Annotated in this window: 24 protein-coding genes and 1 tRNA gene; 14 read left to right on the top strand and 11 right to left on the bottom strand. The window is 76.1% G+C overall.

The genetic code is table 11. The features are described from left to right. Window positions 1-214 precede the first annotated feature (214 nt). Window positions 215-1,354, top strand: a complete 1,140-nt coding sequence (locus ACRYM6_RS19950) for an SLC13 family permease (RefSeq protein WP_432544630.1) — start codon at window positions 215-217, stop codon at window positions 1,352-1,354. Here ACRYM6_RS19950 and ACRYM6_RS19945 read toward each other — a convergent pair. Further along, window positions 1,344-2,225, bottom strand: a complete 882-nt coding sequence (locus ACRYM6_RS19945; protein WP_432544629.1) for an alpha/beta hydrolase — start codon at window positions 2,223-2,225, stop codon at window positions 1,344-1,346. The genes ACRYM6_RS19950 and ACRYM6_RS19945 overlap by 11 nt on opposite strands. Before the next feature lie 145 nt (window positions 2,226-2,370). On the opposite strand from ACRYM6_RS19945, the gene ACRYM6_RS19940 reads away from it, so the two are divergent. Next, entirely contained in the window at window positions 2,371-3,585 is a 1,215-nt protein-coding gene (locus ACRYM6_RS19940) for a sensor histidine kinase (protein WP_432544628.1), read from the top strand. Between the two features lie 5 nt (window positions 3,586-3,590). After that, window positions 3,591-4,232: a response regulator transcription factor gene (locus ACRYM6_RS19935; RefSeq protein WP_432544633.1), complete on the top strand. Its 642-nt coding sequence runs from the start codon at window positions 3,591-3,593 to the stop codon at window positions 4,230-4,232. Between the two features lie 9 nt (window positions 4,233-4,241). Here the strand turns inward: ACRYM6_RS19935 and ACRYM6_RS19930 are convergent, their stop codons facing one another. Further along, window positions 4,242-4,724: a MarR family winged helix-turn-helix transcriptional regulator gene (locus ACRYM6_RS19930; RefSeq protein WP_432544627.1), complete on the bottom strand. Its 483-nt coding sequence runs from the start codon at window positions 4,722-4,724 to the stop codon at window positions 4,242-4,244. 69 nt (window positions 4,725-4,793) lie between these two features. Between ACRYM6_RS19930 and ACRYM6_RS19925 the strand changes: the two genes are divergently transcribed. Beyond that, window positions 4,794-6,863, top strand: coding sequence for an MMPL family transporter (locus ACRYM6_RS19925; protein ID WP_432544626.1), 2,070 nt, complete (start codon window positions 4,794-4,796; stop codon window positions 6,861-6,863). Here the strand turns inward: ACRYM6_RS19925 and ACRYM6_RS19920 are convergent. The 3 genes from ACRYM6_RS19920 to ACRYM6_RS19910 are packed head-to-tail and all read right to left on the bottom strand — an operon-like array spanning window position 6,815 to window position 9,527. After that, window positions 6,815-7,903: a bifunctional RNase H/acid phosphatase gene (locus tag ACRYM6_RS19920; RefSeq protein ID WP_432544625.1), complete on the bottom strand. Its 1,089-nt coding sequence runs from the start codon at window positions 7,901-7,903 to the stop codon at window positions 6,815-6,817. The two genes, ACRYM6_RS19925 and ACRYM6_RS19920, sit on opposite strands and share 49 nt — an antisense overlap. Next, a complete protein-coding gene (locus ACRYM6_RS19915) occupies window positions 7,900-8,643 on the bottom strand; it encodes a zinc ribbon domain-containing protein (RefSeq protein ID WP_432544624.1) in 744 nt (247 codons plus the stop codon). Before ACRYM6_RS19915 ends, ACRYM6_RS19920 begins: the two co-directional genes overlap by 4 nt. Before the next feature lie 8 nt (window positions 8,644-8,651). Then, the gene (locus ACRYM6_RS19910; RefSeq protein WP_432544623.1) at window positions 8,652-9,527 is read right to left on the bottom strand and encodes a Nif3-like dinuclear metal center hexameric protein; all 876 of its coding nucleotides are present in this window, start codon (window positions 9,525-9,527) and stop codon (window positions 8,652-8,654) included. Between the two features lie 43 nt (window positions 9,528-9,570). On the opposite strand from ACRYM6_RS19910, the gene ACRYM6_RS19905 reads away from it, so the two are divergent. Further along, window positions 9,571-9,643: transfer RNA gene (locus tag ACRYM6_RS19905), tRNA-Val, on the top strand. 26 nt (window positions 9,644-9,669) lie between these two features. On the opposite strand, the gene ACRYM6_RS19900 is transcribed toward ACRYM6_RS19905, so the two are convergent. After that, on the bottom strand, window positions 9,670-10,179 hold the full coding sequence (locus tag ACRYM6_RS19900) for a redoxin domain-containing protein (protein WP_432544622.1): 510 nt from the start codon (window positions 10,177-10,179) through the stop codon (window positions 9,670-9,672). Beyond that, complete coding sequence (locus ACRYM6_RS19895) at window positions 10,125-10,553, bottom strand: DUF3052 domain-containing protein (RefSeq protein WP_432544621.1); 429 nt, start codon at window positions 10,551-10,553, stop codon at window positions 10,125-10,127. Before ACRYM6_RS19895 ends, ACRYM6_RS19900 begins: the two co-directional genes overlap by 55 nt. A 162-nt stretch (window positions 10,554-10,715) precedes the next feature. On the opposite strand from ACRYM6_RS19895, the gene fdhD reads away from it, so the two are divergent. From fdhD to ACRYM6_RS19860, 7 genes are all read left to right on the top strand, one after another. Further along, the gene (gene fdhD / locus ACRYM6_RS19890) at window positions 10,716-11,588 is read left to right on the top strand and encodes a formate dehydrogenase accessory sulfurtransferase FdhD (RefSeq protein ID WP_432544620.1); all 873 of its coding nucleotides are present in this window, start codon (window positions 10,716-10,718) and stop codon (window positions 11,586-11,588) included. A 74-nt stretch (window positions 11,589-11,662) separates the two neighbouring features. Then, window positions 11,663-14,416, top strand: a complete 2,754-nt coding sequence (gene aceE / locus ACRYM6_RS19885; protein ID WP_432544619.1) for a pyruvate dehydrogenase (acetyl-transferring), homodimeric type — start codon at window positions 11,663-11,665, stop codon at window positions 14,414-14,416. A 90-nt stretch (window positions 14,417-14,506) separates the two neighbouring features. After that, window positions 14,507-15,766 (top strand): PucR family transcriptional regulator, encoded by a 1,260-nt coding sequence (locus ACRYM6_RS19880; protein ID WP_432544618.1) that lies wholly within the window; start codon window positions 14,507-14,509, stop codon window positions 15,764-15,766. Between the two features lie 131 nt (window positions 15,767-15,897). Next, window positions 15,898-16,863, top strand: a complete 966-nt coding sequence (locus tag ACRYM6_RS19875) for an ACP S-malonyltransferase (RefSeq protein ID WP_432544617.1) — start codon at window positions 15,898-15,900, stop codon at window positions 16,861-16,863. Continuing rightward, window positions 16,860-17,906, top strand: a complete 1,047-nt coding sequence (locus tag ACRYM6_RS19870; RefSeq protein ID WP_432544616.1) for a beta-ketoacyl-ACP synthase III — start codon at window positions 16,860-16,862, stop codon at window positions 17,904-17,906. Before ACRYM6_RS19875 ends, ACRYM6_RS19870 begins: the two co-directional genes overlap by 4 nt. An 83-nt stretch (window positions 17,907-17,989) precedes the next feature. After that, on the top strand, window positions 17,990-18,235 hold the full coding sequence (locus tag ACRYM6_RS19865; RefSeq protein ID WP_012086932.1) for an acyl carrier protein: 246 nt from the start codon (window positions 17,990-17,992) through the stop codon (window positions 18,233-18,235). 91 nt (window positions 18,236-18,326) lie between these two features. Then, window positions 18,327-19,607: a beta-ketoacyl-[acyl-carrier-protein] synthase family protein gene (locus tag ACRYM6_RS19860; protein WP_432544615.1), complete on the top strand. Its 1,281-nt coding sequence runs from the start codon at window positions 18,327-18,329 to the stop codon at window positions 19,605-19,607. 91 nt (window positions 19,608-19,698) lie between these two features. Here ACRYM6_RS19860 and ACRYM6_RS19855 read toward each other — a convergent pair whose 3' ends face one another. Further along, a complete protein-coding gene (locus tag ACRYM6_RS19855) occupies window positions 19,699-20,205 on the bottom strand; it encodes a DUF3145 domain-containing protein (protein WP_432514146.1) in 507 nt (168 codons plus the stop codon). Window positions 20,206-20,503: 298 nt separating this feature from the next. Here ACRYM6_RS19855 and ACRYM6_RS19850 point away from each other — a divergent pair, with 298 nt between their 5' ends. Continuing rightward, entirely contained in the window at window positions 20,504-20,941 is a 438-nt protein-coding gene (locus ACRYM6_RS19850) for a hypothetical protein (RefSeq protein WP_432544614.1), read from the top strand. 32 nt (window positions 20,942-20,973) lie between these two features. Then, window positions 20,974-21,624 (top strand): hypothetical protein, encoded by a 651-nt coding sequence (locus tag ACRYM6_RS19845; protein WP_432544613.1) that lies wholly within the window; start codon window positions 20,974-20,976, stop codon window positions 21,622-21,624. Window positions 21,625-21,755: 131 nt separating this feature from the next. Here ACRYM6_RS19845 and efeB read toward each other — a convergent pair whose 3' ends face one another. Genes efeB through efeU form a run of 3 tightly spaced genes read right to left on the bottom strand, consistent with a single transcriptional unit; the run spans window position 21,756 to window position 25,023 of the window. Continuing rightward, the gene (gene efeB / locus ACRYM6_RS19840) at window positions 21,756-23,006 is read right to left on the bottom strand and encodes an iron uptake transporter deferrochelatase/peroxidase subunit (RefSeq protein ID WP_432544612.1); all 1,251 of its coding nucleotides are present in this window, start codon (window positions 23,004-23,006) and stop codon (window positions 21,756-21,758) included. 10 nt (window positions 23,007-23,016) lie between these two features. Further along, the gene (gene efeO / locus ACRYM6_RS19835; protein WP_432544611.1) at window positions 23,017-24,162 is read right to left on the bottom strand and encodes an iron uptake system protein EfeO; all 1,146 of its coding nucleotides are present in this window, start codon (window positions 24,160-24,162) and stop codon (window positions 23,017-23,019) included. 30 nt (window positions 24,163-24,192) lie between these two features. Continuing rightward, window positions 24,193-25,023, bottom strand: coding sequence for an iron uptake transporter permease EfeU (gene efeU, locus ACRYM6_RS19830; RefSeq protein ID WP_432544610.1), 831 nt, complete (start codon window positions 25,021-25,023; stop codon window positions 24,193-24,195). Window positions 25,024-25,056 lie beyond the last annotated feature (33 nt).

Below are 25,056 nucleotides of genomic sequence, written 5' to 3'. Positions count from 1 at the left end.
CCCCCCCCCCCCCCCCCCCCCCCCCCCCCCCCCCCCCCCCCCCCCCCCCCCCCCCCCCCCCCCCCCCCCCCCCCCCCCCCCCCCCCCCCCCCCCCCCCCCACCCCGGTGGGCTGCTGGACGCGGTCTCGGAGCACTTCGGGGCGAAGCTGCTGGAACCCGTGCGCCGCGGCGCGTCGTGGACGCTCGAGGTCGAGGCGGCCTGACGTGTGGTGGGTGTGCGGGACCGCCGGGCTGGTCGTCGTCGTCGCGGGCCTGCTGGGGCGCGACGACATCGCCGAGGTCGCCGGCCGGGCCGGGCCCGTCCTGGCCTTCCTCCTCGCGGTGACGGTCGTGGCCGAGCTGGCCGACGCGGCCGGGGTGTTCGACGCGGCCGCGCGGCTGGCCGCGCGGGTGGGGCGGGGCCGGACGTGGCTGCTGTGGCTGCTGGTCGTGGCTCTCGGGACGCTGGCGACGGTGGTGCTGTCGCTGGACACCACGGCCGTGCTGCTGACCCCGGTCGTGCTGGCGCTCGCCGCGCAGCTGCGGCTGGACCCGCTGCCGTTCGCGGTGACGACGGTGTGGCTGGCGAACACGGCCTCGCTGCTGCTGCCGGTGTCGAACCTGACGAACCTCATCGCCCTGGACACCCTCGGTGACTTCGGCGTGCGCGGGACGGTGGGGTTCACGTCCCTGTCGTGGGCGCCGTTCCTGGCGGGTCTGCTGGGGGCGGTCCTCGTCCTGGGCCTGACCTACCGGCGGCGGCTGCGCGGGCGCTACGACGCGCCCCCGCCGTCGCCGGGGCGCGACCCCGTCCTGTTCCGGACGTCGGCCGTCGTCTGCCTGCTGCTGGCGCCGGCCTTCGTCAGCGGCGTCACCCCGGCGGTCCCCGCGACCGTGGCGGCCGTCGTCCTCGTCGTCGTCTTCGCCGTGCGCCGCCGCGAGGCGCTGTCCGTCAAGCTCCTGCCCTGGCAGACGGTCGTGCTCGTCAGCGGGCTCTTCCTCGTCGTCGAGGCGGCCCAGGTGCACGGCCTGGAGGACCTGCTCCGCCCGCTGGGCGGGACCGGCGAGGGGTTCGCCGACCACCTGCAGCTGGCCGGGACGGCCGCGCTGACCGCCAACGTCGCCGACAACCTGCCGGCCTACCTGGCCGTGGAGCCGCTGGCGGGCAGCGCCCACCGGCTCCTGGCGGTGCTGATCGGGGTGAACCTGGGGCCGCTGGTCACCCCGTGGGCCTCGCTGGCGACGCTGCTGTGGCTGGACCGCTGCCGGGCCCGCGGGGTCGCGATCTCGCTGCCCCGCTTCGCCGCGCTGGGGCTGGTCGGGGCCCTGGTCTGCGTCCCGCTCGCCGTGGCCGCCCTGCAGCTCACGCGCTGAGGAGCGCCTGCACCGCCGCCAGGGTGGGGCTGCCCGCCACCAGGTACCCGTCGTGGCCGCCGTCGGCGGGCACCGGCAGCCGGCGCGCGCCGGGGGTCGCGGCGGGGTCCTCCCCCAGCCCCAGGCCCCCGAGGCGGACGTGCGGGACGAACCGGATCGGGTCGTCCGGGGCCGTGGCCGTCCACCGCCGGACCCCCTCGGGCAGGTCGCCGTCACCCACGCCCGGGCTCGCGAGGTCGACGACGTCCCCGACGCCGTGGGCGCGGCCGTCGGCGAGCGCCGCGGCGCAGACCGCGCTGCCGTAGCTGTGGCAGACGAGCACGACGCGGGTCGCGGCGGTGTGCGCGTGCAGGCTGTCCAGGAAGGTCCGCAGCCGGTCCCCGCCGGTGCGGGCGAGGTCGGGCCCGGCGGCGTCGGGGCCCAGGGAGGCGGGGCTGACGTAGTCGGCCCAGGCGACGACGGCCCGGCCCGGCGCGGCCAGGGCCCGGGCCCCGGCGCGCAGGGTCCCGCGCTCGTAGGTGGCCAGGTCGGTGCCGACCCCGCCGACGAGGACGGCGACGGTCGGGGCGGAGCGCAGGTCGCCGAGGACCTCGGTGACCAGGCCGCGGCCGGCGCGGTCGTAGGTGAGGAACCGCCGCCCGGGGCCGGTGCGCGCGGCCTGCCGGTGCTGGGCGTAGACGTCGGCGAGGCCGGTGGCGGGCACGGTCGTGACCGGTGCGGCGGCGGGGGCGGCCGGGGGCGCGACCCCGAGCCCGAGCAGGCCCGCGAGGAGGCAGGCCAGGGCGAGGACGGGGACGGCGGCGGTGCGGCAGGCGGGGGCGAAGGGGAGCGGGAACACCGGGACCTCCACGACGAAGGGGGCAGCGAACACGTTGCGGTGCAACGTCTCCACCGTCGCCGTCGGGAGATCGCCGTCCCAGGGCGCGGGCCGACCGGTCGGGTCTCGTGGGAGCCGCCACCGGGCGCTCGTGCCAGCACGAGGGACCGGGCGCCGCGGGGTCGCTACCGTCGGGGACGTGGCGGGGATCGCGGTGCCGGGACGCGCGGCGTGGGGTCGGGCGGTGCTGCGCGCGCCGGTCTCGGCCCGCACCCGGCGCGAGGTCGGCTACCAGGTGCGGGCGCTGCTGCTGGCCCCCGTCGGCCTGCTGGTCGTCGTGCTGCTGCTGCTCGGGGTGGTGCTGTCGCTGACCTTCCTGGGCCTGCCGGTGGTGGCCCTGGCCCTGACCTGCGCCCGCGGCCTGGGCCGGGTGCACCGGCGGCTGGCCCGCCGCCTGCTGGGGGTGCCGGTGCCCGACCCGGCGCCGCGCCCGCGCGGGCGCGGCCCGGTGGACGGGCTGCTGCGCACGCTCAGCGACCCGGCGGGGTGGGGGGCGATCGGGTTCCTGCTGGTCCAGGCCCCGCTGGCCGTGCTGGGGCTGGGCGCCCCGCTGGCCGTCCTGAGCGTCGCGGTGGACGCCGTCGCGGTGACCACCGCGGGGACCCCGGGCTGGGTGGGGACGGTGCTGGCGCTGCTGGTGCTGGTGTTCGCCGGTCCGTGGCTGCTGCGGCTGGCGGTGCTGGTGCAGGCGGCGCTGGTGCGGGCCACGAGCGGTCTGGACCCCGACTCCGACCGCCTGCGGCGCAGCCGCTCGGCGGTCCTGGAGGGCTCGGCGGCGGAGGTGCGGGCCATCGAGCGGAACCTGCACGACGGCACCCAGGCCCGGCTGACGGCCATCGCGCTGCACGTCGACCTGGCCCGGGACCGGCTGCGCGCCGACCCGGAGCGGGCCGGTGAGCTGCTGGACGTGGCGCACGCGACGACCCGCGAGGCGATCGGCGAGCTGCGCACCATCATCCGGGGCATCCACCCCCCGGCCCTGGACGAGGGGCTGGGACCGGCGCTGACGACGCTGGCGGAGCAGGCCGGGCTGCCCGTCGAGGCCGACGTCGACCTGCGGGGCGTGGCCCTGTCCCCCGCCATCGAGACGATGGCCTACTTCTGCGTCGCGGAGCTGCTGGCCAACGCGACCAGGCACGCCGGCGCGGAGCGGGCGTGGCTGCGGGTGCGGGCCACCCGGCGGCGGCTGCGGCTGGAGGTGGGCGACGACGGCCGCGGCGGCGCCGACCCCGGGCGCGGCAGCGGGCTGCGGGGGCTGACCGAGCGGGTCGCGGCGGTCGACGGGAGCCTGCGCCTGGACAGCCCCGCGGGGCGGGGCACGCGGGTCCACCTCGACCTGCCGGTGCGCGCGTGAGCGCGCTGCGGGTGGTCCTGGCCGAGGACTCCGCGATCCTGCGCGAGGGCCTGGTCCGGCTGGTGGAGCTGCGCGGTCACCGCGTCGTGGCCGCCGTGGGCGACGGGGAGCAGCTGGTCGCGGCGGTGGGGGCCGAGCTGCCCGACGTCGTCGTCACCGACGTCCGGATGCCGCCGGGCCACACCGACGAGGGCCTGCGGGCGGCGCTGGAGTGCCGGCGCCGGCGCCGGGGGCTGCCGGTCGTGGTGTTCTCGCAGTACGTGGAGCACCGGGTCGCGCGCGACCTGATCGGCGAGTCCGCCGCGGGGGTGGGCTACCTGCTGAAGGACCGGGTGGCCGACTCGCGCGAGTTCCTGGACGCGGTGGAGCGGGTCGCGGCGGGCGGGACGGCGCTGGACCCCGAGGTCGTGGCGCAGCTGGTGCGGCGGGGGCGCGACGCGCTGGCCGAGCTGACCCCGCGCGAGCTGGAGGTGCTGGCCGCGATGGCCGAGGGGCTGTCGAACGCGGCCATCGCGACGCGGCTCGTGATCGGTGAGCGCGCCGTGGAGAAGCACGTCGCGGGCATCTTCACCACCCTGGACCTGCCGCCGAGCGCGCAGGAGAACCGGCGGGTGGTGGCGGTGCTGCGCTACCTGCGCCGCGGGTGAGCCCGGGGCTCACAGCTCGCGGTGCCGCTCGGTGAACGCGCGGCCCATGCCGGTGAGGAAGCGGTGCACGACGTCGAGCTCGGCGTCGTCGAACTGCGCCAGCACCGCGTCGCTGCGCCGGGCGAGCGGGGCGAAGAACTCCCGGGCCAGCTCCATCCCGGGGTCGGCGTAGCGCAGGTAGACCTTGCGGCGGTCGGTGTCGCCGCGGTCGCGGCGCAGGTGGCCGTGGCGCTCGAGGCGGTCGACGACCCCGGTGGCGGCGCCGGTGGTGACGTCGAGCAGGCCCGCGAGCTCCCCGGCGGTCAGCGGGTCCCCGGCGATCTCACGGCGCATGACGTGAATGAGGGCCTGCAGGTCGGTGGGGTGCAGGCCGTGCCGGGCGGCGAAGGCGTCGACGATGCGCTCGGAGACGCCCACGAGGTCGCGCAGCTCGTCGACGATCTCCCGCTCGAGGCGGGCGCGGGGGGTGTCTCGGGGTCGGTACGTGCTCATCGGGTTGCCATCCTACCGCTCGCGCGCTACAAATCTTAGTCACTGAGAGGTTCACGGGAAGAGGGAATGATGAACGTCCTGACCGGGCGGATCACCGCGTGGCTGGTCCTGCTGGCCGCCGTGCTGTTCGCCGGCACGGTGAGCGCCGTCAGCGGCAGCGCCCCGGAGGGCTCCTCCGGCAACGGCGGCCCACCGGCCACCTCGGAGTCCGTGCGCGCCGCCGAACTGGCCGAGCGCCTCCCCGACGACGGGCGCGGCACCCTGCTCGTCGTCTACTCCCGCGCCGGCTCCACCCTCACCCCCGCCGACCTCGCGGCCGCCGCCGCGCTCGGCACCCCCGTCCCCAGCCAGGACGGCGAGGTCGCCCTCGTGACCGTCCCCGTGCAGGCCGACGGCACCCGCGAGGAGCTGGCCGCCGTCGTCGGCGACGTCCGCGAGCGCGCCCGGCAGGACCTGCCCGCCGGGCTGGTCGTCGAGGTGACCGGCGGACCCGCCTTCGGCGTCGACAGCGCCGACGCCTTCACCGGCGCCAACACCCGCCTGCTGCTCGTCACCGCCGGCGTCGTGGCCCTGCTCCTGCTCGTCACCTACCGCTCCCCCGTCCTGTGGCTCGTGCCGCTGGCCGTCGTCGGCCTCGCCGACCAGGTGACCGTGCGGCTGCTGGAGCTCATCGGCCGCCTCACCGACACCCCGGTGGACCCCTCGGCCACCGGCATCACCAGCGTCCTCGTCTTCGGCGCCGGCACCGACTACGCCCTGCTGCTCATCGCCCGCTACCGCGAGGAGCTGCGCCGCGACCCCGACCGCCGCAGCGCCATGCGCACCGCGCTGCGCGGCGCGGGCCCGGCGATCCTCGCCAGCGCCACCACCGTCGTCCTGGCCCTGCTGACCCTGCAGGCCGCCGTCCTGCCCAGCAGCCGCACCATCGGCCGCGACGCCGCCATCGGCGTCGTCGTCGCCCTCCTGTTCGGGCTGCTCGTGCTGCCCAGCGCCCTGGTCGTGTGCGGGCGCAAGCTGTTCTGGCCCTTCGTGCCCGCCGAGGGCTCGGCCGAGCCCACCCGCACCGGGACCTGGTCGCGCATCGCCGGGGCCGTGCTCGCCCGCCCCGTCCGGGTCGTGGCCGGGACCCTGGTGCTGCTGGCGGCCATGGCCGCCGGGCTGGGCGGGGCCACCCTGGGCCTGTCCCAGACCGAGCAGTTCCGCGTCGCGGCCGAGTCGGCCGACGGCGCCGAGACGCTGGCCCGCGCCTTCCCCGGGGCCGCGGCCGAACCGGCCCGGATCCTCGTCCCCGGCGGTGCCGACCCCGCGCCGGTGGTCGCCGCCGCGCAGGGCGTCGAGGGCATCGGCGCGGTCCGCCCCGGCCGCACCGCCGACGGCCTCACCGAGGTCCTGGCCACCTTCGAGACCGAACCCGGCTCCGCCGCCGGCCGAGAAGTCGTGGAACGGCTGCGCGAGGCCGTGCACGAGGTCGCCCCCGACGCCCTCGTCGGCGGCACCGAGGCCGAGTCGCTGGACAGCCGCACCGCGACCGTGCGCGACCTCCTCGTCGTCACCCCGCTGGTCGTGCTGGTCGTCCTGGTCGTGCTCGTGGTCCTGCTGCGCTCGGTCGTCGCGCCGCTGCTGCTCGTGGCGACCGTGCTGGCGACCTACCTGGCCGCCCTCGGCGCGGCGAACCTCATCTTCACGCAGCTGGCGGGGATGCCGGCCCTGGACAACTCCGTCCCCCTGCTGTCCCTGCTGTTCCTCGTCGCCCTGGGCGTCGACTACAACATCTTCCTCGTCACCCGGATCCGGGAGGAGACCCCCGCCCTGGGGACCCGGGAGGCGACCCGCCTCGGCGTCGCCGTCACCGGCGGGGTCATCACCAGCGCCGGGATCCTGCTCGCCGCGGTGTTCGCCGTCCTGGGGGTGCTGCCGCTCATCGTGCTCACCCAGATCGGCGTGGTCGTCGGGATCGGGGTGCTGCTGGACACGCTGGTCGTGCGGACGGTCCTCGTGCCCGCGCTGTTCGCGCTGCTCGGCCGCCGGGTGTGGTGGCCGAGCCGGCTCGACGCGGGCGACGCGGGCGACGGGGCCGGCCGGCACCGGGCTCAGACCCGGTTGACCGCCAGCACCTCCGAGGAGCCGTCGGCGCGGTAGCGCAGCAGCGTCCGGGACCCGGGGTCGACGTGGATCCGGCGCTGCGCCTGCGCCCCCACCCCCAGCACCGACCGCAGCAGCACCCGCAGCGGGTCGCCGTGGGTCACCAGGACCACCCGCTCGCCGCCCCAGCGCGCCAGCAGCGCGTCGCGGGCGGCGAGCACCCGCCGCTCGACGGTCTCCAGCGACTCGCCCCCCGGCGGGGCCACGGCCCCCGAGGCGTCCCAGGCGGCGAACTCCCGCGGCCAGCGGCGGACCACCTCGGGCGTGGTGAGCCCGTCCCACTCGCCGAAGTCCGTCTCGTCCCACTGCCGGTCCACGTGGACCGGCAGGCCCAGGCGGTCGGCGACGACCTGCGCCGTCTGCTGCGAGCGCCGCATCGTGGAGGACAGGACGACCGCGGCCCCCGCCACCTCCGGGCAGTCCGCCGCGGCCCGGGCCTGCGCCAGCCCCAGCTCGGACAGCTCCGGGTCCTGCCCGCGGCGGCCGCACACGCGACGCTGCTCGGTCAGGGCGGTCGAGCCGTGGCGGACGAGCACCAGCGTGGTCGGCGGGGCGTCGGGGCCGGCCGGGGCGGACGCGGGGGACGCCGCGGGGGCGGTGGGGGCGGTGGCCCGCTGCCACTGCCGGCCCGCGGCCGCCGCGTCCATCGCCTCGTTCGCCAGCCGGTCGGCGTGGGAGTTCTGCGCCCGCGGGATCCAGCCGAAGTCGACGTGCGGCCCGGCCAGCGACCGGGCCTCCTGCGCGAGCACCCGCATGTCCGCGTGCTTGACCTGCCAGCGCCCGGACATCTGCTCCACGACGAGCTTGGAGTCCATCCGCACCTCGACGCGCGCGTCGGGGTCGACCGCCTGCGCGGCCCGCAGCCCCGCGATCAGGCCCCGGTACTCGGCGACGTTGTTGGTGGCCCGCCCGATCGACTCGGCGACCTCGGCGAGCACCTCGCCGGTCGCCGCGTCCTTGACGACCGCCCCGAAGCCCGCCGGCCCCGGGTTCCCCCGCGAGCCGCCGTCGGCCTCGACGCGCAGGACCCTGCTCACAACCCGGATTCCTCCGTGCGCACCAGGATCCGCCCGCACTCCTCGCAGTGCACGACGTCGTCGGGGGCGGCCTTGCGGATCTCGGAGAGGTCCGAGGCGTTCAGCTCCAGCTGGCAGCCGCCGCAGCGGCGCGAGCGCAGCAGCGCCGCCCCGACCCCGCCGCGCGGGGCCCGGACCTTCTCGTACAGGGCGACGAGCGCGTCGTCGATCCCCATGACGATCGCCTGCCGGCGGGCCAGGACGGCCGTCTCCTCCGCGGCGATCTCGGCGAGGGCGGCGTCCCGGCGGGCGGTGACGTCGTCGATCTGCTCGGCCAGCTCGGTGTCGGTCGTCGCCAGCTCGGCGGCGGCGAACTGCACCTGCTCCAGCCGCTCCATGACGACCAGCTCCTCGTCCTCCAGGACGCCCTGGCGGCGGGCCAGCGACTCCAGCTCGTGCTGCAGCCCCTGCAGGTCCTTGGGCGAGCCGACCCCCGCCTCCAGCCGCTTCGCGTTGCGCTGCGCGCGGTCGCGGACCTGCGCGACGTCGGCCTCGGCCTTGGCGACCTGGCGCTCGACGTCGCCGACGAGCGTGCGGGCCGCGACGAGCATGTCCGCGGACCGGCGGCGCTCCTGGACGAGCCCGTCGAGCTCGGTCTGCTCGGGCAGCGTCGACCGGCGGTGCGCGAGCTGCGCCAGCCGCGTGTCGACGGTCTGCAGGTCCAGCAGACGCTGCTGGTCGATCGCGGGAGCCTTGGGCATCGCCCCGCTCACTCTCCTCGGCTGGGGACGCGCAACGTCCAGGGATCGGTGCGCGTGGTGGACACGTGGGCCTCAACGGTACGGCCGTCGCCGGCGAGCGCGGCCACCAGGCGGTCGGCGCACCCGGCCAGCCAGGGCCACTCGCTGGCCCAGTGGGCGACGTCGACGAGGTACGGGCGCCCGTCCTCGAACGCCGCGCGCTCGCGGGCCTCGGAGGCGGGGTGGTGGCGCAGGTCGGCCGTGACGTAGACGTCGGCCCCGCTGGCGCGGACCCGGTCGAACAGGCTGTCGCCGGAGCCGCCGCAGACGGCGACGCGGCGCACGAGGGCGTCGGGGTCCCCGGCCACCCGCACCCCCTGCTCGGTCTCCGGCAGCGCGGCCGCCACCCGGTCGGCGAAGTCGCCGAGGCGCTCGGGCGCCGCGAGGTCCCCGACGCGGCCGATCCCCAGGTCGGGCCGGTCCGGCAGCGGCTCCAGCGGCACGAGGTGGTCCAGGTCGAGCACGCGCGCGAGGGCGTCGGAGACCCCCGGGGCCCCGGCGTCGGCGTTGGTGTGGGCCACGTGGATCGCCAGCCCGGCCGTGACGGCCCGGTGCACGACGGCGCCCTTGAACGTCGTGGCCGCGACGGAGTTCACCGGCCGCAGCAGCAGCGGGTGGTGGGTGACGAGCAGGTCCGCGCCCGCCGCGACGGCCTCCTCGACGACCTCGGTGGTCGGGTCGACGGCGAAGTGGACCCGGCGCACGGGCGCGGCGGGGTCCCCGCACACGAGCCCGACGGCGTCCCAGGGCTGGGCCCACCCCGGGGGGTGCAGGGACTCCAGGACGTCGATGACCTGCCGCAGGGTCGGTGCGTCGGGGCCGGAGGCGATCACGGACGCTGACACTAACGGCTACCGTGGTCCCGTCGGGTCGTCAGCGGCCGACGAGGGGCCCGTAGCTCAGTTGGTAGAGCACCGCGCTTACACCGCGGCTGTCGTCGGTTCGAGCCCGGCCGGGCCCACCCCGCGGACCGCACCGCCGGCCCGCTCACGGCGCCAGCGCCGCCAGGTGCGCCCGCAGGGACCGGGGCGCGTCGTGCTCGCCGCGCAGCACCCAGCGCACCCGCCCGTCCTCGACGAGCAGCGACAGCCGCTGCGCCACCCCGCGCTCGGCGTCGAAGGCGCCCAGGGCGCGGCTGACCGCGCCGTGCGGCCAGAAGTCGCTGAGCAGCGGGAACGGGTAGACGCGGTCGTCGGCCCACGCCCGCAGCGCCGGGACCGGGTCGCACGACAGCGCCGCGAGCTGGACCCCGGCGGCGTCGAAGCGGTCGATCTCGAACGCCAGCGCCCCCAGCTCGGCCGTGCAGTGGGTGGAGAACGCCGCCGGGACGCACACCAGCAGCGCCGGGCCCTGCTCCCACAGCTCGCGCAGCGCGACGCGCTCACCGTGCTGGTCGGGGACCACGGCGTCGGGGACCGGGAAGGCGTCCCCGACCGCCGGGTTCAGCGGCGCCCGTTCTTCGGCGTCGTCATCCGGGTCCCGGCCCAGTTCGCGCACGCGCTCACGCTGGAGGTGGCGTGCAGGCCGGCCGTGGGGGCGGCCTCGTCGATCTCGGAGGCGTTCACGTGGCCCGGCCGGCCCTTCTTCGGGGTCAGCAGCCAGACGATGCCGCCCTCGGCGAGGTTGGTGATGGAGTCGACGAGCGCGTCGACCAGGTCGCCGTCGCCCTCCCGGTACCAGCACAGGACGACGTCGGCGACGTCGTCGGCGTCCTCGTCCAGGAGCTCGCTGCCGACGATCTCCTCGACGGCCACCCGGAAGTCCTCGTCGACCTGCTCGTCCCAGCCGAACTCCTGGACCAGTTGCCCGGACTTGAAGCCCAGCTTGGCCGCTGCAGCCACATCCGCCGCAGGGTCCGCGGTCGCACCCACTGGTGTCCTACCTTCCTCGTGGCCCCCTGGAGGTGGGGACGCTGGTGGTCTTGACCTCCTAGTGGAGCGGAGGAACGGTGCCCAGCGCAAGACGGAGCGCCCACGAGCCGATCACGGACCCTCCACGCTGCCCCCCGCGCGCACCGGTGGGAGGCTGTGGGGGTGGCAGTCTCGTCGGTGCGCACCCGCACGACCCGGCTCGACCTGAGCACCGGTGCGCCCCGGGACCGCGCCGACGCCCTGGCCGTCGAGGAACCCCTGCAGCTGGTCGTGGACGGCGAGGAGCTGACCGTCACGATGCGCACCCCCGGGCACGACGTCGAGCTGGCGCTGGGCTTCCTGCACGCCGAGGGGCTGCTGCGCGAGGCCGGCGACGTCGTGTCCATGCGGCACTGCGCCGCCGACGGGCAGCCGGCGGCGGTCTCGAACCTGCTGCGCATCGGCGCGCGCCCCGGCTCCCGGCTGGCCGGGCGGCGGGTGGCGCGGCCGTTCACGACGACCTCGGCGTGCGGGGTGTGCGGGTCGGTGAGCGTCGAGGACGTCCTGGACCGGGTGCCCGCGGCGCTGCACGGCGACGACGTGCGGGTGCCGGTGGACGTGCTGGCCGCCCTGCCGGACGCGCTGCGGGCCGCCCAGTCCGCCTTCGAGCGCACCGGGGGGCTGCACGCCGCGGGCCTGTTCGACGCCGGCGGGCGGCTGCTGTGCCTGCGCGAGGACGTCGGCCGGCACAACGCCGTCGACAAGGTCGTGGGCTGGGCGCTGCGCTCGGGTCAGCTCCCGCTGCGCGGGCGGGTCCTCGTCGTCTCCGGCCGCGCCTCCTTCGAGCTGGTGCAGAAGGCGGCGATGGCCGGGGTCCCGGTGCTCGCGGCGGTCTCGGCCCCCTCCTCGCTGGCGGTGTCGCTGGCGCGCGAGGCCGGGATGACGCTGCTCGGCTTCCTGCGCCCCCCGACGGCCAACGTGTACGCGGGCGCGGCGCGCCTGGGCCCACCGGCGGGGACCGGGGTGGGTCCGCACCCGGCGCCCGTCCTAACCTGAACCCACCACTGGGTCCGACCCCCGCCTCCACCCGGGTGGGGCGGACCCTCGACGAATGCGGGAGGACCACCACCGTGGCCAGACGCGATGAAGCGGGAGCACCCGCCGGCAAGGGCCCCATCCTCAACGGCCTGCCGTCGCAGTTGCCGGACATCGACCCGGAGGAGACGGCCGAGTGGCTGGCCTCCCTCGACGGGATCGTCGACGAGCGCGGCCAGAACCGCGCGCGGTACCTGATGCTGCAGCTGCTGCAGCGGGCCCGCGAGCGCCAGGTCGGCGTCCCCAGCCTCACCGCGACCGACTACATCAACACCATCGGCCCCGAGAGCGAGCCGTGGTTCCCCGGGGACGAGGACGTCGAGCGCCGCTACCGCGCCTGGATCCGCTGGAACGCCGCGGTCATGGTGCACCGCGCCCAGCAGCCCGGCATCGGCGTCGGCGGGCACATCTCGACGTACGCGTCGTCGGCGACGCTGTACGAGGTGGGGTTCAACCACTTCTTCCGCGGCAAGGACCACGCCGGCGGCGGTGACCAGGTCTTCATCCAGGGGCACGCCTCCCCCGGGGTGTACGCCCGCGCCTTCCTCGAGGGCCGGCTGAGCACCGAGCAGCTCGACGGCTTCCGCCAGGAGGTCTCCAAGGCTCCCCACGGCCTGTCGTCCTACCCCCACCCCCGGCTCATGCCGGACTTCTGGGAGTTCCCGACGGTCTCGATGGGCCTGGGCCCGGCGAACGCGATCTACCAGGCGCAGTTCAACAAGTACCTGCACAACCGCGGCTTCAAGGACACCTCGCAGCAGCACGTCTGGGCCTACCTGGGCGACGGCGAGATGGACGAGCCGGAGTCGCGCGGCTTCGCCCAGCTCGCGGCCTACGAGGAGCTGGACAACCTCACGTTCGTCGTGAACTGCAACCTGCAGCGCCTCGACGGCCCGGTCCGCGGCAACGGCAAGATCGTCCAGGAGCTGGAGGCGTTCTTCCGCGGCGCGGGCTGGAACGTCATCAAGGTCCTGTGGGGCCGGGAGTGGGACACGCTGCTGGCCCAGGACCACCAGGGCGCCCTGGTGAACCTCATGAACGCCACCCCCGACGGGGACTACCAGACGTTCAAGGCCGAGAACGGCGCCTTCGTCAAGGAGAACTTCTTCGGGCGCGACCCGCGCACGGCCAAGCTCGTCGAGGGCATGTCCGACGACGAGGTGTGGAACCTCAAGCGCGGCGGCCACGACTACCGCAAGGTCTACGCGGCCTACCAGGCGGCGATGAACCACACCGGGCAGCCGACGGTGATCCTGGCCAAGACCATCAAGGGCTACGGGCTCGGCCCGCACTTCGCGGGCCGCAACGCGACCCACCAGATGAAGAAGCTCACGCTGGAGGACCTCAAGCTCCTGCGCGACTCGCTGCGGATCCCGATCTCGGACGAGCAGCTCGAGGAAGACCCCTACCGCCCGCCGTACTACCACCCCGGTGACGGCGACGAGGCCATCCAGTACCTGCGCAAGCGCCGCGCCGACCTCGGCGGGCCCGTCCCGCAGCGCCGCGTCCAGCACGCGCCGCTGCACCTGCCCGGCGACGACTCGTACAAGATCGCGGCCAAGGGCTCGGGCAAGCAGGAGATCGCCACCACCATGGCGTTCGTCCGGCTCCTCAAGGACCTCATGCGGGACAAGGAGTTCGGCGCGCGGGTCGTGCCGATCATCCCCGACGAGGCCCGCACCTTCGGGATGGACTCGCTGTTCCCGACGATCAAGATCTACAACCCGCACGGGCAGAACTACACCTCCGTGGACCGCGAGCTGATGCTCGCCTACAAGGAGTCCCAGCAGGGTCAGATCCTGCACGTCGGCATCAACGAGGGCGGCTCGCTCGCCGCGTTCACCGCGGCCGGGTCGTCGTACGCGACGCACGGCCAGCCGATGGTCCCGATCTACGTCTTCTACTCGATGTTCGGGTTCCAGCGCACCGGCGACAACATCTGGGCCGCGGCCGACACCATGGCCCGCGGGTTCATGATCGGCGCCACCGCGGGCCGGACCACGCTGACCGGTGAGGGCCTGCAGCACGCCGACGGGCACTCGCTGCTGCTGGCCGCGACGAACCCCGCGGTCGTGTCCTACGACCCGGCGTACGCGTACGAGATCGGGCACATCGTCAAGGACGGCCTGCGCCGGATGTACGGCGAGGACCCCGAGAACCTCATCTACTACCTGACGGTCTACAACGAGCCGGCCGTCCAGCCGGCCGAGCCCGAGGGCGTGGACGTGGAGGGGATCCTGCGCGGCATGCACAGGGTCTCGACCGGCCAGGGCGACGGGCCGCGGACCCAGCTGCTCGCCTCCGGGGTCGGGGTGGCGTGGGCGCTGGAGGCGCAGCAGCTGCTGCGCGACGACTTCGGCGTGGTCGCCGACGTGTGGTCGGTCACGAGCTGGAACGAGCTGCGCCGCGACGGCCTGGCCTGCGACGAGCACGCGTTCCTCAACCCCGGCGACGAGCCGCAGGTCCCCTTCGTGGCGCAGAAGCTGAAGGACGCCCCCGGCCCGGTGGTGGCCGTGAGCGACTGGATGCGCCAGGTGCCCGACCAGATCGCGCAGTGGGTCCCGGGCGAGTTCGCCTCCCTGGGCGCGGACGGGTTCGGCTTGTCCGACACCCGCGCCGCGGCCCGCCGGTACTTCCACATCGACGGCCCCTCGGTCGCGGTCCGCGCCCTGGAGATGCTCGCCAAGCGCGGCGAGGTCGACTGGCGGGCGCCGGGTCAGGCCATCGAGAAGTACCGGCTGCACGACGTGCGCGCCGGGCGCAGCGGCAACGCCGGCGGCGAGAGCTGACCGGCGGCTGACGGCGGCGGACGGCCGCCCGGGACGGTGCTGCACCGTCGCGGGCGGCCGTCCGCCGTCCGCGCCCCGGCGCGGGGCCCGGTGACCCCCTACGCTCACGGGGTGCCAGATGAGCGGACCGAGCTGTCGCCCGCGACGGTCCGTCGCCTGGAGCAGGCCCAGGGCTCCTTCGCCTCGGCCATCGCGGCGCGGATGGACGCCGACCACCCCTGGTACGCGGCGCTGCCGGCCGACGAGCGGTCGTGGGTGGGGCTGGTCGCGCAGGCCGGGTTCGGCGACTTCCTGCGCTGGCTGTCCGAGCCGGACCCGGACGTGCTGGCCGGCACGGCCGTCTTCGGCACCGCGCCGCAGGAGCTGATGCGCTCGGTGACGCTGCAGCAGACCGTGGAGCTGGTCCGGACGGCGATCACGGTCGTCGAGGAGGGGCTGGACGCCGTCGTGGGCGACGGCGACCCCGGTGAGCAGGTCGTGGCGCGCGAGGCGCTGCTGCGGTACTCCCGCGAGGTCGCCTTCGCGGCGGCCGCCGTCTACGCGCGGGCCGCGGAGGCGCGCGGGGCGTGGGACGCGCGGCTGGAGGCGCTGGTCGTCGACGCGGTGCTGCGCGGGGACGGGGAGGACACCATCGCCTCCCGGGCCGCCGCGCTGGGCTGGACGCTGGACGCGCCGACGGCGGTGGTCATCGGCCCCTCGGGGGACCAGACCTCGGCCGGGGCGGTGGCGCGGGTGCGGTCGCTGGCCCGCCAGGGCGGCGGGGAGGCCCTCGTGGGGGTCCAGGGCGACCGGCTCGTCGTCGTGCTGTCCGGGGCGGTGGACGCCCTGGCGACGGCGGACCTGCTGGCCCGGACGGAGTTCGGTCCCGGGCCGGTGGTGGTGGGGCCGACCGTGGGCAGCCTGCCGGTGGCGGCGCGCTCGGCGCGCGCGGCCCAGGCGGGGGTGGTCGCCGCGCGCGCGTGGCCGGAGGCCCCGCGACCGGTGCTGGCCGACGACCTGCTGCCCGAGCGGGCCCTGTCCGGGGACGCGACGGCGCGCCGGGCCCTGGTCGACCGCGCCTACGTGCCGCTCGTGGAGGCCGGCGGGGCGCTGCTGGAGACGCTCACGGCGTACCTGGCGCACGGCGGGTCGCTGGAGGCGTGCGCGCGGTCGCTGTTCGTCCACGCCAACACGGTGCGCTACCGGTTGCGGCGGGTGGCGGAGGTGTCGGGCTGGACGCCGTCGGCGCCGCGGGAGCGGTTCGTGCTGCAGACGGCGCTGGCGCTGGGGCGGTTGTCGCAGGTCGCGCCGGGTGCGCGGGGCGAGGCGACACCCGCGGCACGGCGGGCCGGCACCCCCGATCCGCACTGAGCGTTCACCACCGGTGACCGCCCGCAGGTGCCTCCGCGTCCTCGTCGTTGGAGGATCCCTACAAGGGACACGCGCGAAGTCGGTCAGCGTCGTGACCGCCCCCACCGCGCTGCGGAGGGCAGTCTGAGCCGGTGCTCGTTCTCGTGTTCCCCGGCCAGGGCTCCCAGTCGCCCGGCTTCCTCGCCCCCTGGCTCGACCTGCCGGGTGTCGCGGACCGGTTGCGGTGGGCCTCGGCCGTCGTGGGCGAGGACCTGACCGCCCACGGCACGGTCTCCGACGCCGACACCCTGCGCGACACGGCCGTCGCCCAGCCGCTCATCGTCGCCGCGGGCCTGCTGGGGCTGCGCGAGCTGTTCGCCTCCCCCGCCGACCTCGCCGGCCCGGTCGGCGCGGTCGCCGGCCACTCCGTCGGCGAGCTGACCGCCGCGGCCGCCGCCGGCGCCCTCACCCCCGAGCAGGCCCTGGTCCTGGTCCGCGAGCGCGGGCGCGGGATGGCCGCGGCCGCCGCCGCCTCCCCCACCGGGATGAGCGCCGTGCTCGGCGGCGACGCCGAGGAGGTCGCCGCGCGGCTGGCGGCGCTGGGGCTGACCGCGGCCAACGCCAACGGCGGCGGCCAGGTCGTCGCCGCCGGCACCCTGGACGCCCTGGCCGCCCTCGCCGCGGATCCGCCGGCCAAGGCCCGCGTGGTCCCGCTGCAGGTCGCCGGGGCCTTCCACACCGACCACATGGCCCCCGCGGTCGGCGCGCTGGAGCAGCTGGCGGCCGGCGTCGACCCCGGCACCGCCGCCGTGCCGATCGCCGCGAACGCCGACGGGGAGCTGGTCACCGACGGGGCGCGGTTCCTGCAGCGCCTGGTCGCGCAGGTCTCCCGGCCGGTGCGCTGGGACCTGGTGACCGAGACGTTCGCGCGCCTGGGCGTGACCGGCCTGATCGAGGTGCCCCCCGCGGGGACCCTGACCAACCTGGCCAAGCGCACACTGAAGGGTGTGGAGGTCCTGGCGCTGAAGACGCCCGACGACCTCGACCGGGCCCGCGCGATGATCGCCGACCACGGTGGCCGGGCCGCCACGCTGACCACGACGGAGGCCGCCCTGTGACCGCGATCAAGACCGCTGCGACCCACCAGGCCGCCGTCCTCGGCGTCGGCGCGCACCGCCCGCCGCGCATCATCGACAACGAGGAGGTGTGCACCTGGATCGACTCCTCCGACGAGTGGATCCAGCAGCGCACCGGCATCCGGACCCGCCGCTGGGCCGCGCCGGACGTCTCGGTGGTCGACATGAGCGAGGACGCGGGGGCCAAGGCGCTGGCCGCGGCCGGGCTCGACGGCTCCGACGTCGACGCCGTCATCCTCGCCACGGTCTCCTACCCGTACCAGACCCCGGCCGCCGCGGCCGTGGTCGCCCACCGCCTGGGCGCGACGCCGGCGGCCGCCTTCGACGTCTCGGCCGGCTGCGCCGGGTTCTGCCACGGCATCGCCCTGGCCACCGACCTCGTGCGCGGCGGCACCGCCCGCAACGTGCTGGTCGTCGGCGCCGAGAAGCTGTCCGACTTCACCGACAAGCACGACCGCTCCACGGCCTTCCTGTTCGCCGACGGCGCCGGGGCCGTCGTCGTCGGCCGCTCCGAGGAGGCCGGCGTGGGCCCCACGGTGTGGGGCTCGGACGGCGGCCAGGCCGAGCTGATCCGCTCGAAGTTCTCCTGGCTGGACCTGCGCTCGGCCCCCACCCCCGACGCGGCCCTGGCCGCGGAGGACCCCGCCGAGGTCGGCGACGTCGAGCGCTGGCCCTACCTGGAGCAGCAGGGGCAGTCGGTCTTCCGCTGGGCCGTCTGGCAGATGGCGCCCGTCGCCCAGGCCGCCCTCGACGCGGCCGGCGTCCAGGCCCAGGACATCGACGTGTTCGTCCCCCACCAGGCCAACGCGCGGATCATCGACGCGATGGTCAAGCAGCTCAAGCTGCCCGACACCGTCCACATCGCCCGGGACATCGTGGACTCGGGCAACACGTCCGCGGCCTCGATCCCGCTGGCGCTCGAGCGCGCGACGGCCGACGGGGACGCCCCCGCCGGTGGTCTGGCGCTGCTGATCGGTTACGGCGCGGGCCTGTCCTACGCCGCCCAGGTCGTCCGGCTCCCGTAGCCGGGCTGTCTCCTGGCCGTGAACCGCGGTCAGGTCGTTCCGGCGGTCCACGACGGGCCGCCGTCCACATGGAGGAGCCACGCATGGCCAGTGAGCAGGAGATCCTCAGCGGTCTCGCCGAGATCGTCAACGAGGAGACGGGCCTGCCCACCGACAGCGTCCTCGCGGACAAGTCGTTCACCGACGACCTCGACATCGACTCGCTGTCGATGATGACCATCGTCGTCAACGCGGAGGAGAAGTTCTCCGTCCGCATCCCCGACGAGGACGTCAAGAACCTGCGCACCGTGGGCGACGCCGTCGCCTACATCTCGCAGGCCCAGGGCTGACTCGGGCCCACCCCCGGCCGGCCCGCGCTCGCGGGCCGGCCACCTCGCACCACCCCTTCGCCGTCTGAGTTCCAGGAGGAGCTGACCGACCATGACCACGACCCCGTCGACCCCGTCGACCGCGACGACCTCGTCGCGCCGCGTCGTCGTCACCGGGCTGGGCGCCACGACACCGCTCGGCGGCGACGTCCCCACCAGCTGGGAGAGCGCGCTCGCCGGCCGTTCCGGCGCGCGCCCCATCACCGACGACTGGATCCACCAGTTCGACCTGCCCGTGTCGTTCGCCGCCCAGGCCGCCGTGCGCGCCGACAGCGTGCTGGAGCGGCGGGAGATCAAGCGGCTGGACCCCTCCCAGCAGTTCGCGGTCATCGCCGCCCGGGAGGCCTGGGCCGACGCCGGCTCCCCCGAGGTGGACCCGCTGCGCCTGGGCTCGGTCGTGGCGACGGGGATCGGCGGCATCTGGACCCTCCTGACCGCCTACGACACGCTCAAGGAGAAGGGCTCGCGCCGCGTCCTGCCCCTGACCGTGCCGATGCTCATGGCCAACGGCCCGACCGCGGCCATCAGCATCGAGTTCACCGCGCGCGCCGGGGCGCACACCCCCGTCAGCGCGTGCGCCTCGGGGGCCGAGGCCATCGCCTACGGCGCCGAGATGATCCGCTCCGGGCGCGCCGACATCGTGATCTGCGGCGGCACCGAGGCCGCGATCCACCCGCTGCCGATCGCGTCGTTCACCTCGATGCACGCCATGTCGAAGCGCAACGAGGACCCCGAGCGGGCGTCGCGGCCCTTCGACACCGCCCGCGACGGGTTCGTGCTCGGCGAGGGCGCGGGGATCCTCGTCCTGGAGTCGGAGGAGCACGCGCAGGGGCGCGGGGCCCGCATCTACGCCGACGTCCTGGGGACGGGCCTGTCGGCCGACGCCTACCACGTGGCGGCCCCCGAGCCCGAGGGCGCGGGGGTGAGCCGGGCCATCCTCGACGGCCTGGCCCAGGCGGGGCTGACCCCGGCGGACGTGGTGCACGTGAACGCGCACGCGACCTCCACCCCGGTCGGCGACATCGCCGAGGACAAGGGGCTGCGGCTGGCCCTGGGCGACGCCGTCGACGGCATCGCGGTGTCCTCGACGAAGTCGATGACCGGTCACCTGCTGGGGGCCGCCGGGGCGGTCGAGAGCATCTTCACGATCCTCGCCCTGCGCGACCGGCTGGCGCCGCCGACGATCAACGTCGACGACCTCGACCCGCAGATCACGCTCGACGTGGTGCGCAAGGACCCGCGGCCGCTGCCGGCGACCGGGCAGCTCGTCGGCGTGAACAACGCCTTCGGCTTCGGCGGTCACAACGTCAGCGCGGTGTTCGCCTCCCGCTGAGCCGCCCCGCACGCAGCACGCCCCCGTCCCGGTCCCCGGGGCGGGGGCGTGCTGCGTACTGCGTGCTGAGGGGACCGTGCGGGGTCGGGTCTCAGCCGACCTGGTGCAGCCAGCGCACGGGGGTGTCGTCCCCGGCGTGGCGGAACGCCTCCAGCTCGCAGTCCCAGGCCTCGCCGACGGCCAGGGCCAGGGCGCGGCGGGCCCCGGCGGCGTCGCCGTGGCTGAGCAGCTCCATGGCCGCGTGGACGCGGTCCTCGGGCACCTGGACGTTGCCGTGGACGTCGGTGGCGGCGTGGAAGATGCCCAGGGCCGGCGTGTGGCTCCAGCGGCCCCCGTCGCAGCCCTGGGACGGTTCCTCGGTGACCTCGAAGCGCAGGTGCGACCAGCCGCGCAGCGCGGAGGCGATGAGGGCTCCGGTGCCCTGCGGCGCCTGCCAGGAGTGCTCGGCGCGCAGGCAGCCCGGGGCGACCGGCTGGCTCGTCCAGTCGAAGGACGCACGCACGCCGAGGACACCGCCGGCAGCCCACTCGATGTGAGGGACGAGCGCTCGCGGTGCGGAGTGCACGAAGAGCACACCGCGGGTCGTCGCACCGGACACGCCTGTCTCCTTCTGCGGGGTTGTGAGGGACGTCTTCCCCAACGACCTCACGAACGCAGACGACTGACGGTGATGCTCGACTACACGACGTGCTGCACGTACGGGGGTCATCATGCCCCACGGATCACGCTCGCGGCCAGCGTCCGCACCGGACCGGCGCGTCCGGTCCGCTCAAGTCGGCGGTCACCGCCGCCGATGGACCCACGGTCCCCCGCGCGCCGCAGCGGTGCCGGGGCACCAGCAGCGCGCGCACGCGGCGGTCACCGGACCGCCGCGCCAGGACCGGAGGGGGCCCACCGTGGACGACCAGACCAGCCGGACCGCGGGTCGCGGCGTCGTCGCCGGCGACGTCGGCGAGGTCTCCGAGGTCATCCGGCCGGCGGCCATCGTGCCCGAGGAGGCGGCCCGGTCCGTCCTCGTCGAGCTCGCGCTGCGCGACGTGCAGAACGGCGGCGTGTGGCAGGCCGGCCCGTCGCTGTGGAGCCGCTACGACCGCCCGTGGCACGGGGCCGACAACGTCGCGGGCGCCGAGCTGATCGGCCGCATCCACGTCGCCTACGGCACCCCCACGAAGTACGAGATCACGATCTACCGCGTGACCGTCACCCTCTTCGGCAGCCAGCTCGGCTGGAGCGTGGAGTCGCTGTGCGACGAGGCCCTCGGCCACGGCGGGCTGCGCCTGCGGGACTGCCCCCGGGCGACGCTGGCCGTCCCGCCGCCGCCCTTCCGCGGCTGAGCGCGCCGGCGGCGGGTGACACCATCGTCCCCGTGCCCGAACCCGTCCCGCCGTCGCGCCGCCACCACCACCGCCCGGCCCTGCCCGGGGACGAGGCCATCGTCGCCCTGGCCGGGGGCGTGGACCCCTCGGCCGTGCAGGAGGCCGCGCACGCCGCGGCCAGCGCCCTGGTCCACGGCGCCCGCTCCGCGCAGGACGCGGAGGTGACCCGCCGCGTGGTCCGCCTGGCCCAGGACGAGGGCCTGGAGGTCATCGCCGACCTGTGGGCCGACGCGCCCGCCGACTCCCTCGCCGGCGCCCTGTGGCGGCTGTACGTGCTGCGGACGTGGGTCCACCGCCAGCCCGTGGCCGTCTCCCGGCAGTTCGCCGAGGGCCGCCGCCACGCCCCCGTCCTGGAGGTCGTCGCGGGGGTCGCCGACCCGCCCGGCCCGCAGGAGGTCGCGACCGTCGTGGACCAGGTCCTGCGCGGGGTCGCCGAGGGCGACTTCGCGGTCACGCTGGAGCGGGCCGCCGCGTTCTGCCGCGTCCTCGCGATCGGCCGCGCCCACCACGCCGACTCCAGCTGGATCGCCCCCGAGGACGACGCCGGGGCGGCGCTGACCCGCTCGGCCGCGCGGCTGGTCCGCACCGCCGAGCAGCTCGAGCACGTGGCCGTGCGGTGGCGCGCCGGCGAGCTGGGGTGACCCGCGGGGTTGGGCCCGGCCGGGACCCGTCGTTACAATGGGGGTGCGTCGGGCCGCGGTAGCCCCGGGTCCCAATTGAAGCCGCTGCGAGCGGCCGTGCGCCGTGAGGCGCTTCCCGGTCCGGCGCACCCTCAGCTGAACAGCCCCTCGCCCCAGGCGCCGCCCTCCTCGATGCCGGGCGGGCAGGCGAACAGCCCCGACCCGGTGTGCTTGAGGTACTCCGTCAGCGCGTCGTGCGCCCCGAGCCGGCGCTGCACCGGGACGAACTGCCGGTGCGGGTCGTTGCCGAAGACGATGAAGAACAGCCCGGCGTCGAGCTGACCGGTCGCCGGGTCGAGGCCGTCGGTGTACGAGTAGCCGCGCCGCAGCATCCGCACCCCGCCGTTGGTCTGCGGGGCCGCGAGCCGCACGTGCGCGGCGACGTCGATGGCCGGTTCCCCGCCGACCTGCTCGTCCAGGTCCAGCGGGTCGAACTCGTCGGTGCCCGACAGCGGGGCGCCGGTGCCCTTGGCGCGGCCGATGACCCGTTCCTGCTCCCCCAGCGACGCGCGGTCCCAGGCCTCGACGAGCATGCGGATGCGGCGCGCCACGAGGTACGTCCCACCGCGCATCCAGTCCTGGTCGGCCGCGGGCGCGCCCCGGCCGCCGACCCACACGTGCTCGTCGAGGGCGTCGGTGTCCTCGGCCCGCAGGTTGGCGGTGCCGTCCTTGAACCCCATGAGGTTGCGCGGGGTGGGCTGGGCCGTCGAGGTCGTGGACGTGCGCCCGAACCCCAGCTGCAGCCACCGCAGCCGCACGGTGCCGCGCCCGATGCGGACGAGGTTGCGCACGGCGTGGAAGGCGACCTGCGGGTCGTCCGCGCAGGCCTGCAGGCACAGGTCGCCGCCCACCCGGGCGGGGTCGAGCTGCTCGCCCGGCAGCGCCGGCAGCTCCTCCAGGGCGGCGGGCCTGCGGCCGGCCAGGCCGAACCGGGCGTCGAACAGCGACGGACCGTACCCGAGGGTGACGGTGAGGTTCGCCGCCGGCAGCTCGTGGGCCTCGCCGGTGTCCAGCGGCGGTTCGTCCTGCGCCCCGGCCAGGCCGCCGGGCCCCCCGACGGGGACGCCGCGGGCCATCGTGGCCGCGGCCCCGCTCCACCGCTGCAGGACGTCGGCGAGGTCCCCGGGCCGCTTCGCGGTGACGTCGAGCGCGGCGAAGACCAGGGAGTCCTGGGCCGGGGTGGTGATCCCGGCCTGCCGCGCCCCGTGGAAGGGGACGGTCCGCGGCACCGGGGTGCCGGTGCCGCGGCCGGCGAAGGCGCTCAGGCCCGCGCCGACCCCGGCCGCGCCGGCGACCGCGGCGCCGGTCAGCAGGCCGCGGCGGGAGGGGCGGAAGGTGCTCACGGCGCCGTGCTCACCGGTCCGCGGCGCCGACGACCTTGCCGGCGACCTGGGAGAGCGGCTCGGCGAGGGCGTCGACGGCGGTGGCGAGGTCCTTGACCTGCTCCGGCGCCAGCTCGGTGTACGGGGCGTACCCGTCGCCGCGCCGGTACGGCTCCAGGGCGGTGGTGACGTCCTCGAAGCGGCCCCGGATGGTGGTGACCAGGTCGGCGTCGGTGACCTGCAGGGCCGGGGTGAGCAGGTCGAAGGCCTCCCGGGACCCCTCGACGTTGGCCGCGAAGTCGACCAGGTCGAGGTGGGAGTACGCCTCCTCCTCACCGGTGACCTTCGAGGCGGCGACCTCGTCGAGCAGGGCGGAGGCGCCGTTGGCCAGGTCGGCCGGCTGGTACGTGGTGGTCTGCACGAGGGTGCTCAGCTCGGCGACGTCGGCGACGAGCTGCTGCGCGACGGGGGCCATCCCCTCGGTGGTCCCCCTCTCCCACAGCGCCTGCTCGATGCGGTGGAAGCCGGTCCAGGTGGCGGGGTCGGCGACGTCGGCGATGCGGACGTCGATGCGCGGGTCGAGGTCGCCGAAGCTCTCCGCGACCGGCTCGATGCGCTCGTAGGGCACGCGGGCGGGGCCGTAGAGCTCCTTGGCCCGCGCGACGTCCCCGGCCTCGACGGCGGCGGCGAAGGCGCCGGTGGCGGTGACGAGGTCGGCGACCTGCTGCTGCACGTAGCCCTGGTAGCCGGAGGTGGCGGCGGCGAACAGCGGGTCCCCGGTGGCGGTGGGAGCCGAGCCGGTGACGGTGAACGCCGAGGTCTCGGTCGCGGCGTTGGGGCACTGGATCGTGTACTCGCCCGCCTTGAGCTGGAGGGAGAACGTCCCCGTCAGCCCGGGGGTGAGGTTCTCCCGCTCCCCCAGGATCCGGCCGCCGGAGTTCACCAGCTCGGCCTCGGTCACGGCGTCGGCGCCGGAGTTCACGACCTCGAAGGACGTCGGGCCGGCCGGGACCGAGTCCGGCTCGGCCGTGCAGCCGTCGTCGGTGAGGGTGACGTGGACGGCCCCGTCGGCTCCGCCGGAGGGGTCGCCGGCGACGGTGGGCCCGCCGCTGCAGGCGACGAGCAGGAGCAGGGGCGCGGTGGCGAGCGCGAGGAGGGGACGGGACGTCCGGGTCACGGGAGGGCCTCTCGGGGGTGCGGGTGCGGGTCAGGCGGGGACGCGCCGCGGTGCGGCGCGGCGCGCGCGGGGCCGCAGGACGACGACGAGCATGGGGACGAGGTACAGGAGCCAGCCGGTCAGCTCGGCGGCCGTGGGCCGGGGCTGCCAGCCCAGGACGCCGGTGAACAGCGCCGAGCGGACGGTGCCGGGGGTCACGACGGCGGTGAGGTCGAGGACGCGCTGCTGGCCGGCGAGCAGCCAGCCGGCCTCGTGGGCGGTGTGCGCGGCGGACACCACCAGCCCGGCGGCCACGAGGACGAGCACGACGCCGGTGACGCGGAACAGCCGCCCGAGGTCGAGGCGGACGCCGCCGCGGTAGACGAGCCAGCCCAGGGCGACGGCGAGCGCGATGCCCAGCGAGGCGCCGACGGCGCCCCGGGCGTCGCTGCCGGAGGCCTGGTAGGTGGCGAGCAGGAAGACCGAGGTCTCCAGCCCTTCGCGCAGGACGGCGAGGAAGGCCATGGCGACCAGGGCCCAGGACGAGCCCCGGGCCAGCGCCGACGACGCGGACGACTCCAGGTCGGCGCGCAGCGTGCCGGCGTGCCGGGTGGTCCAGACGACCATCCAGGTGACCATCGCGACGGCCACGAGGGCCAGGACGGTCTCGAGCTGCTCCTGCTGGCGCTGCGGCAGGGAGCGGGTCGCGGTCTGCAGCGCCACGGCCACGCCGAGGCACAGGAGCGCGGCGGCGGCCACCCCGGCCCCCACGGAGCGCAGGGCGCGGCGCTCACCGCGCTGGACGAGGAAGGCCGCGACGATGCCGACGACGAGCGAGGCCTCCAGGCCTTCCCGCAGACCGATGACGAACGTCGCGAGCACGGGGTCTCCTGGGGTCGGGGTGGGCCCACGAGG

It is taken from the genome of Kineococcus rugosus (assembly GCF_050871975.1).
GTDB lineage: Bacteria > Actinomycetota > Actinomycetes > Actinomycetales > Kineococcaceae > Kineococcus.
Note: the sequence above shows the minus strand (reverse complement) of the source record. Positions and strands in the feature narration are given on the sequence as shown.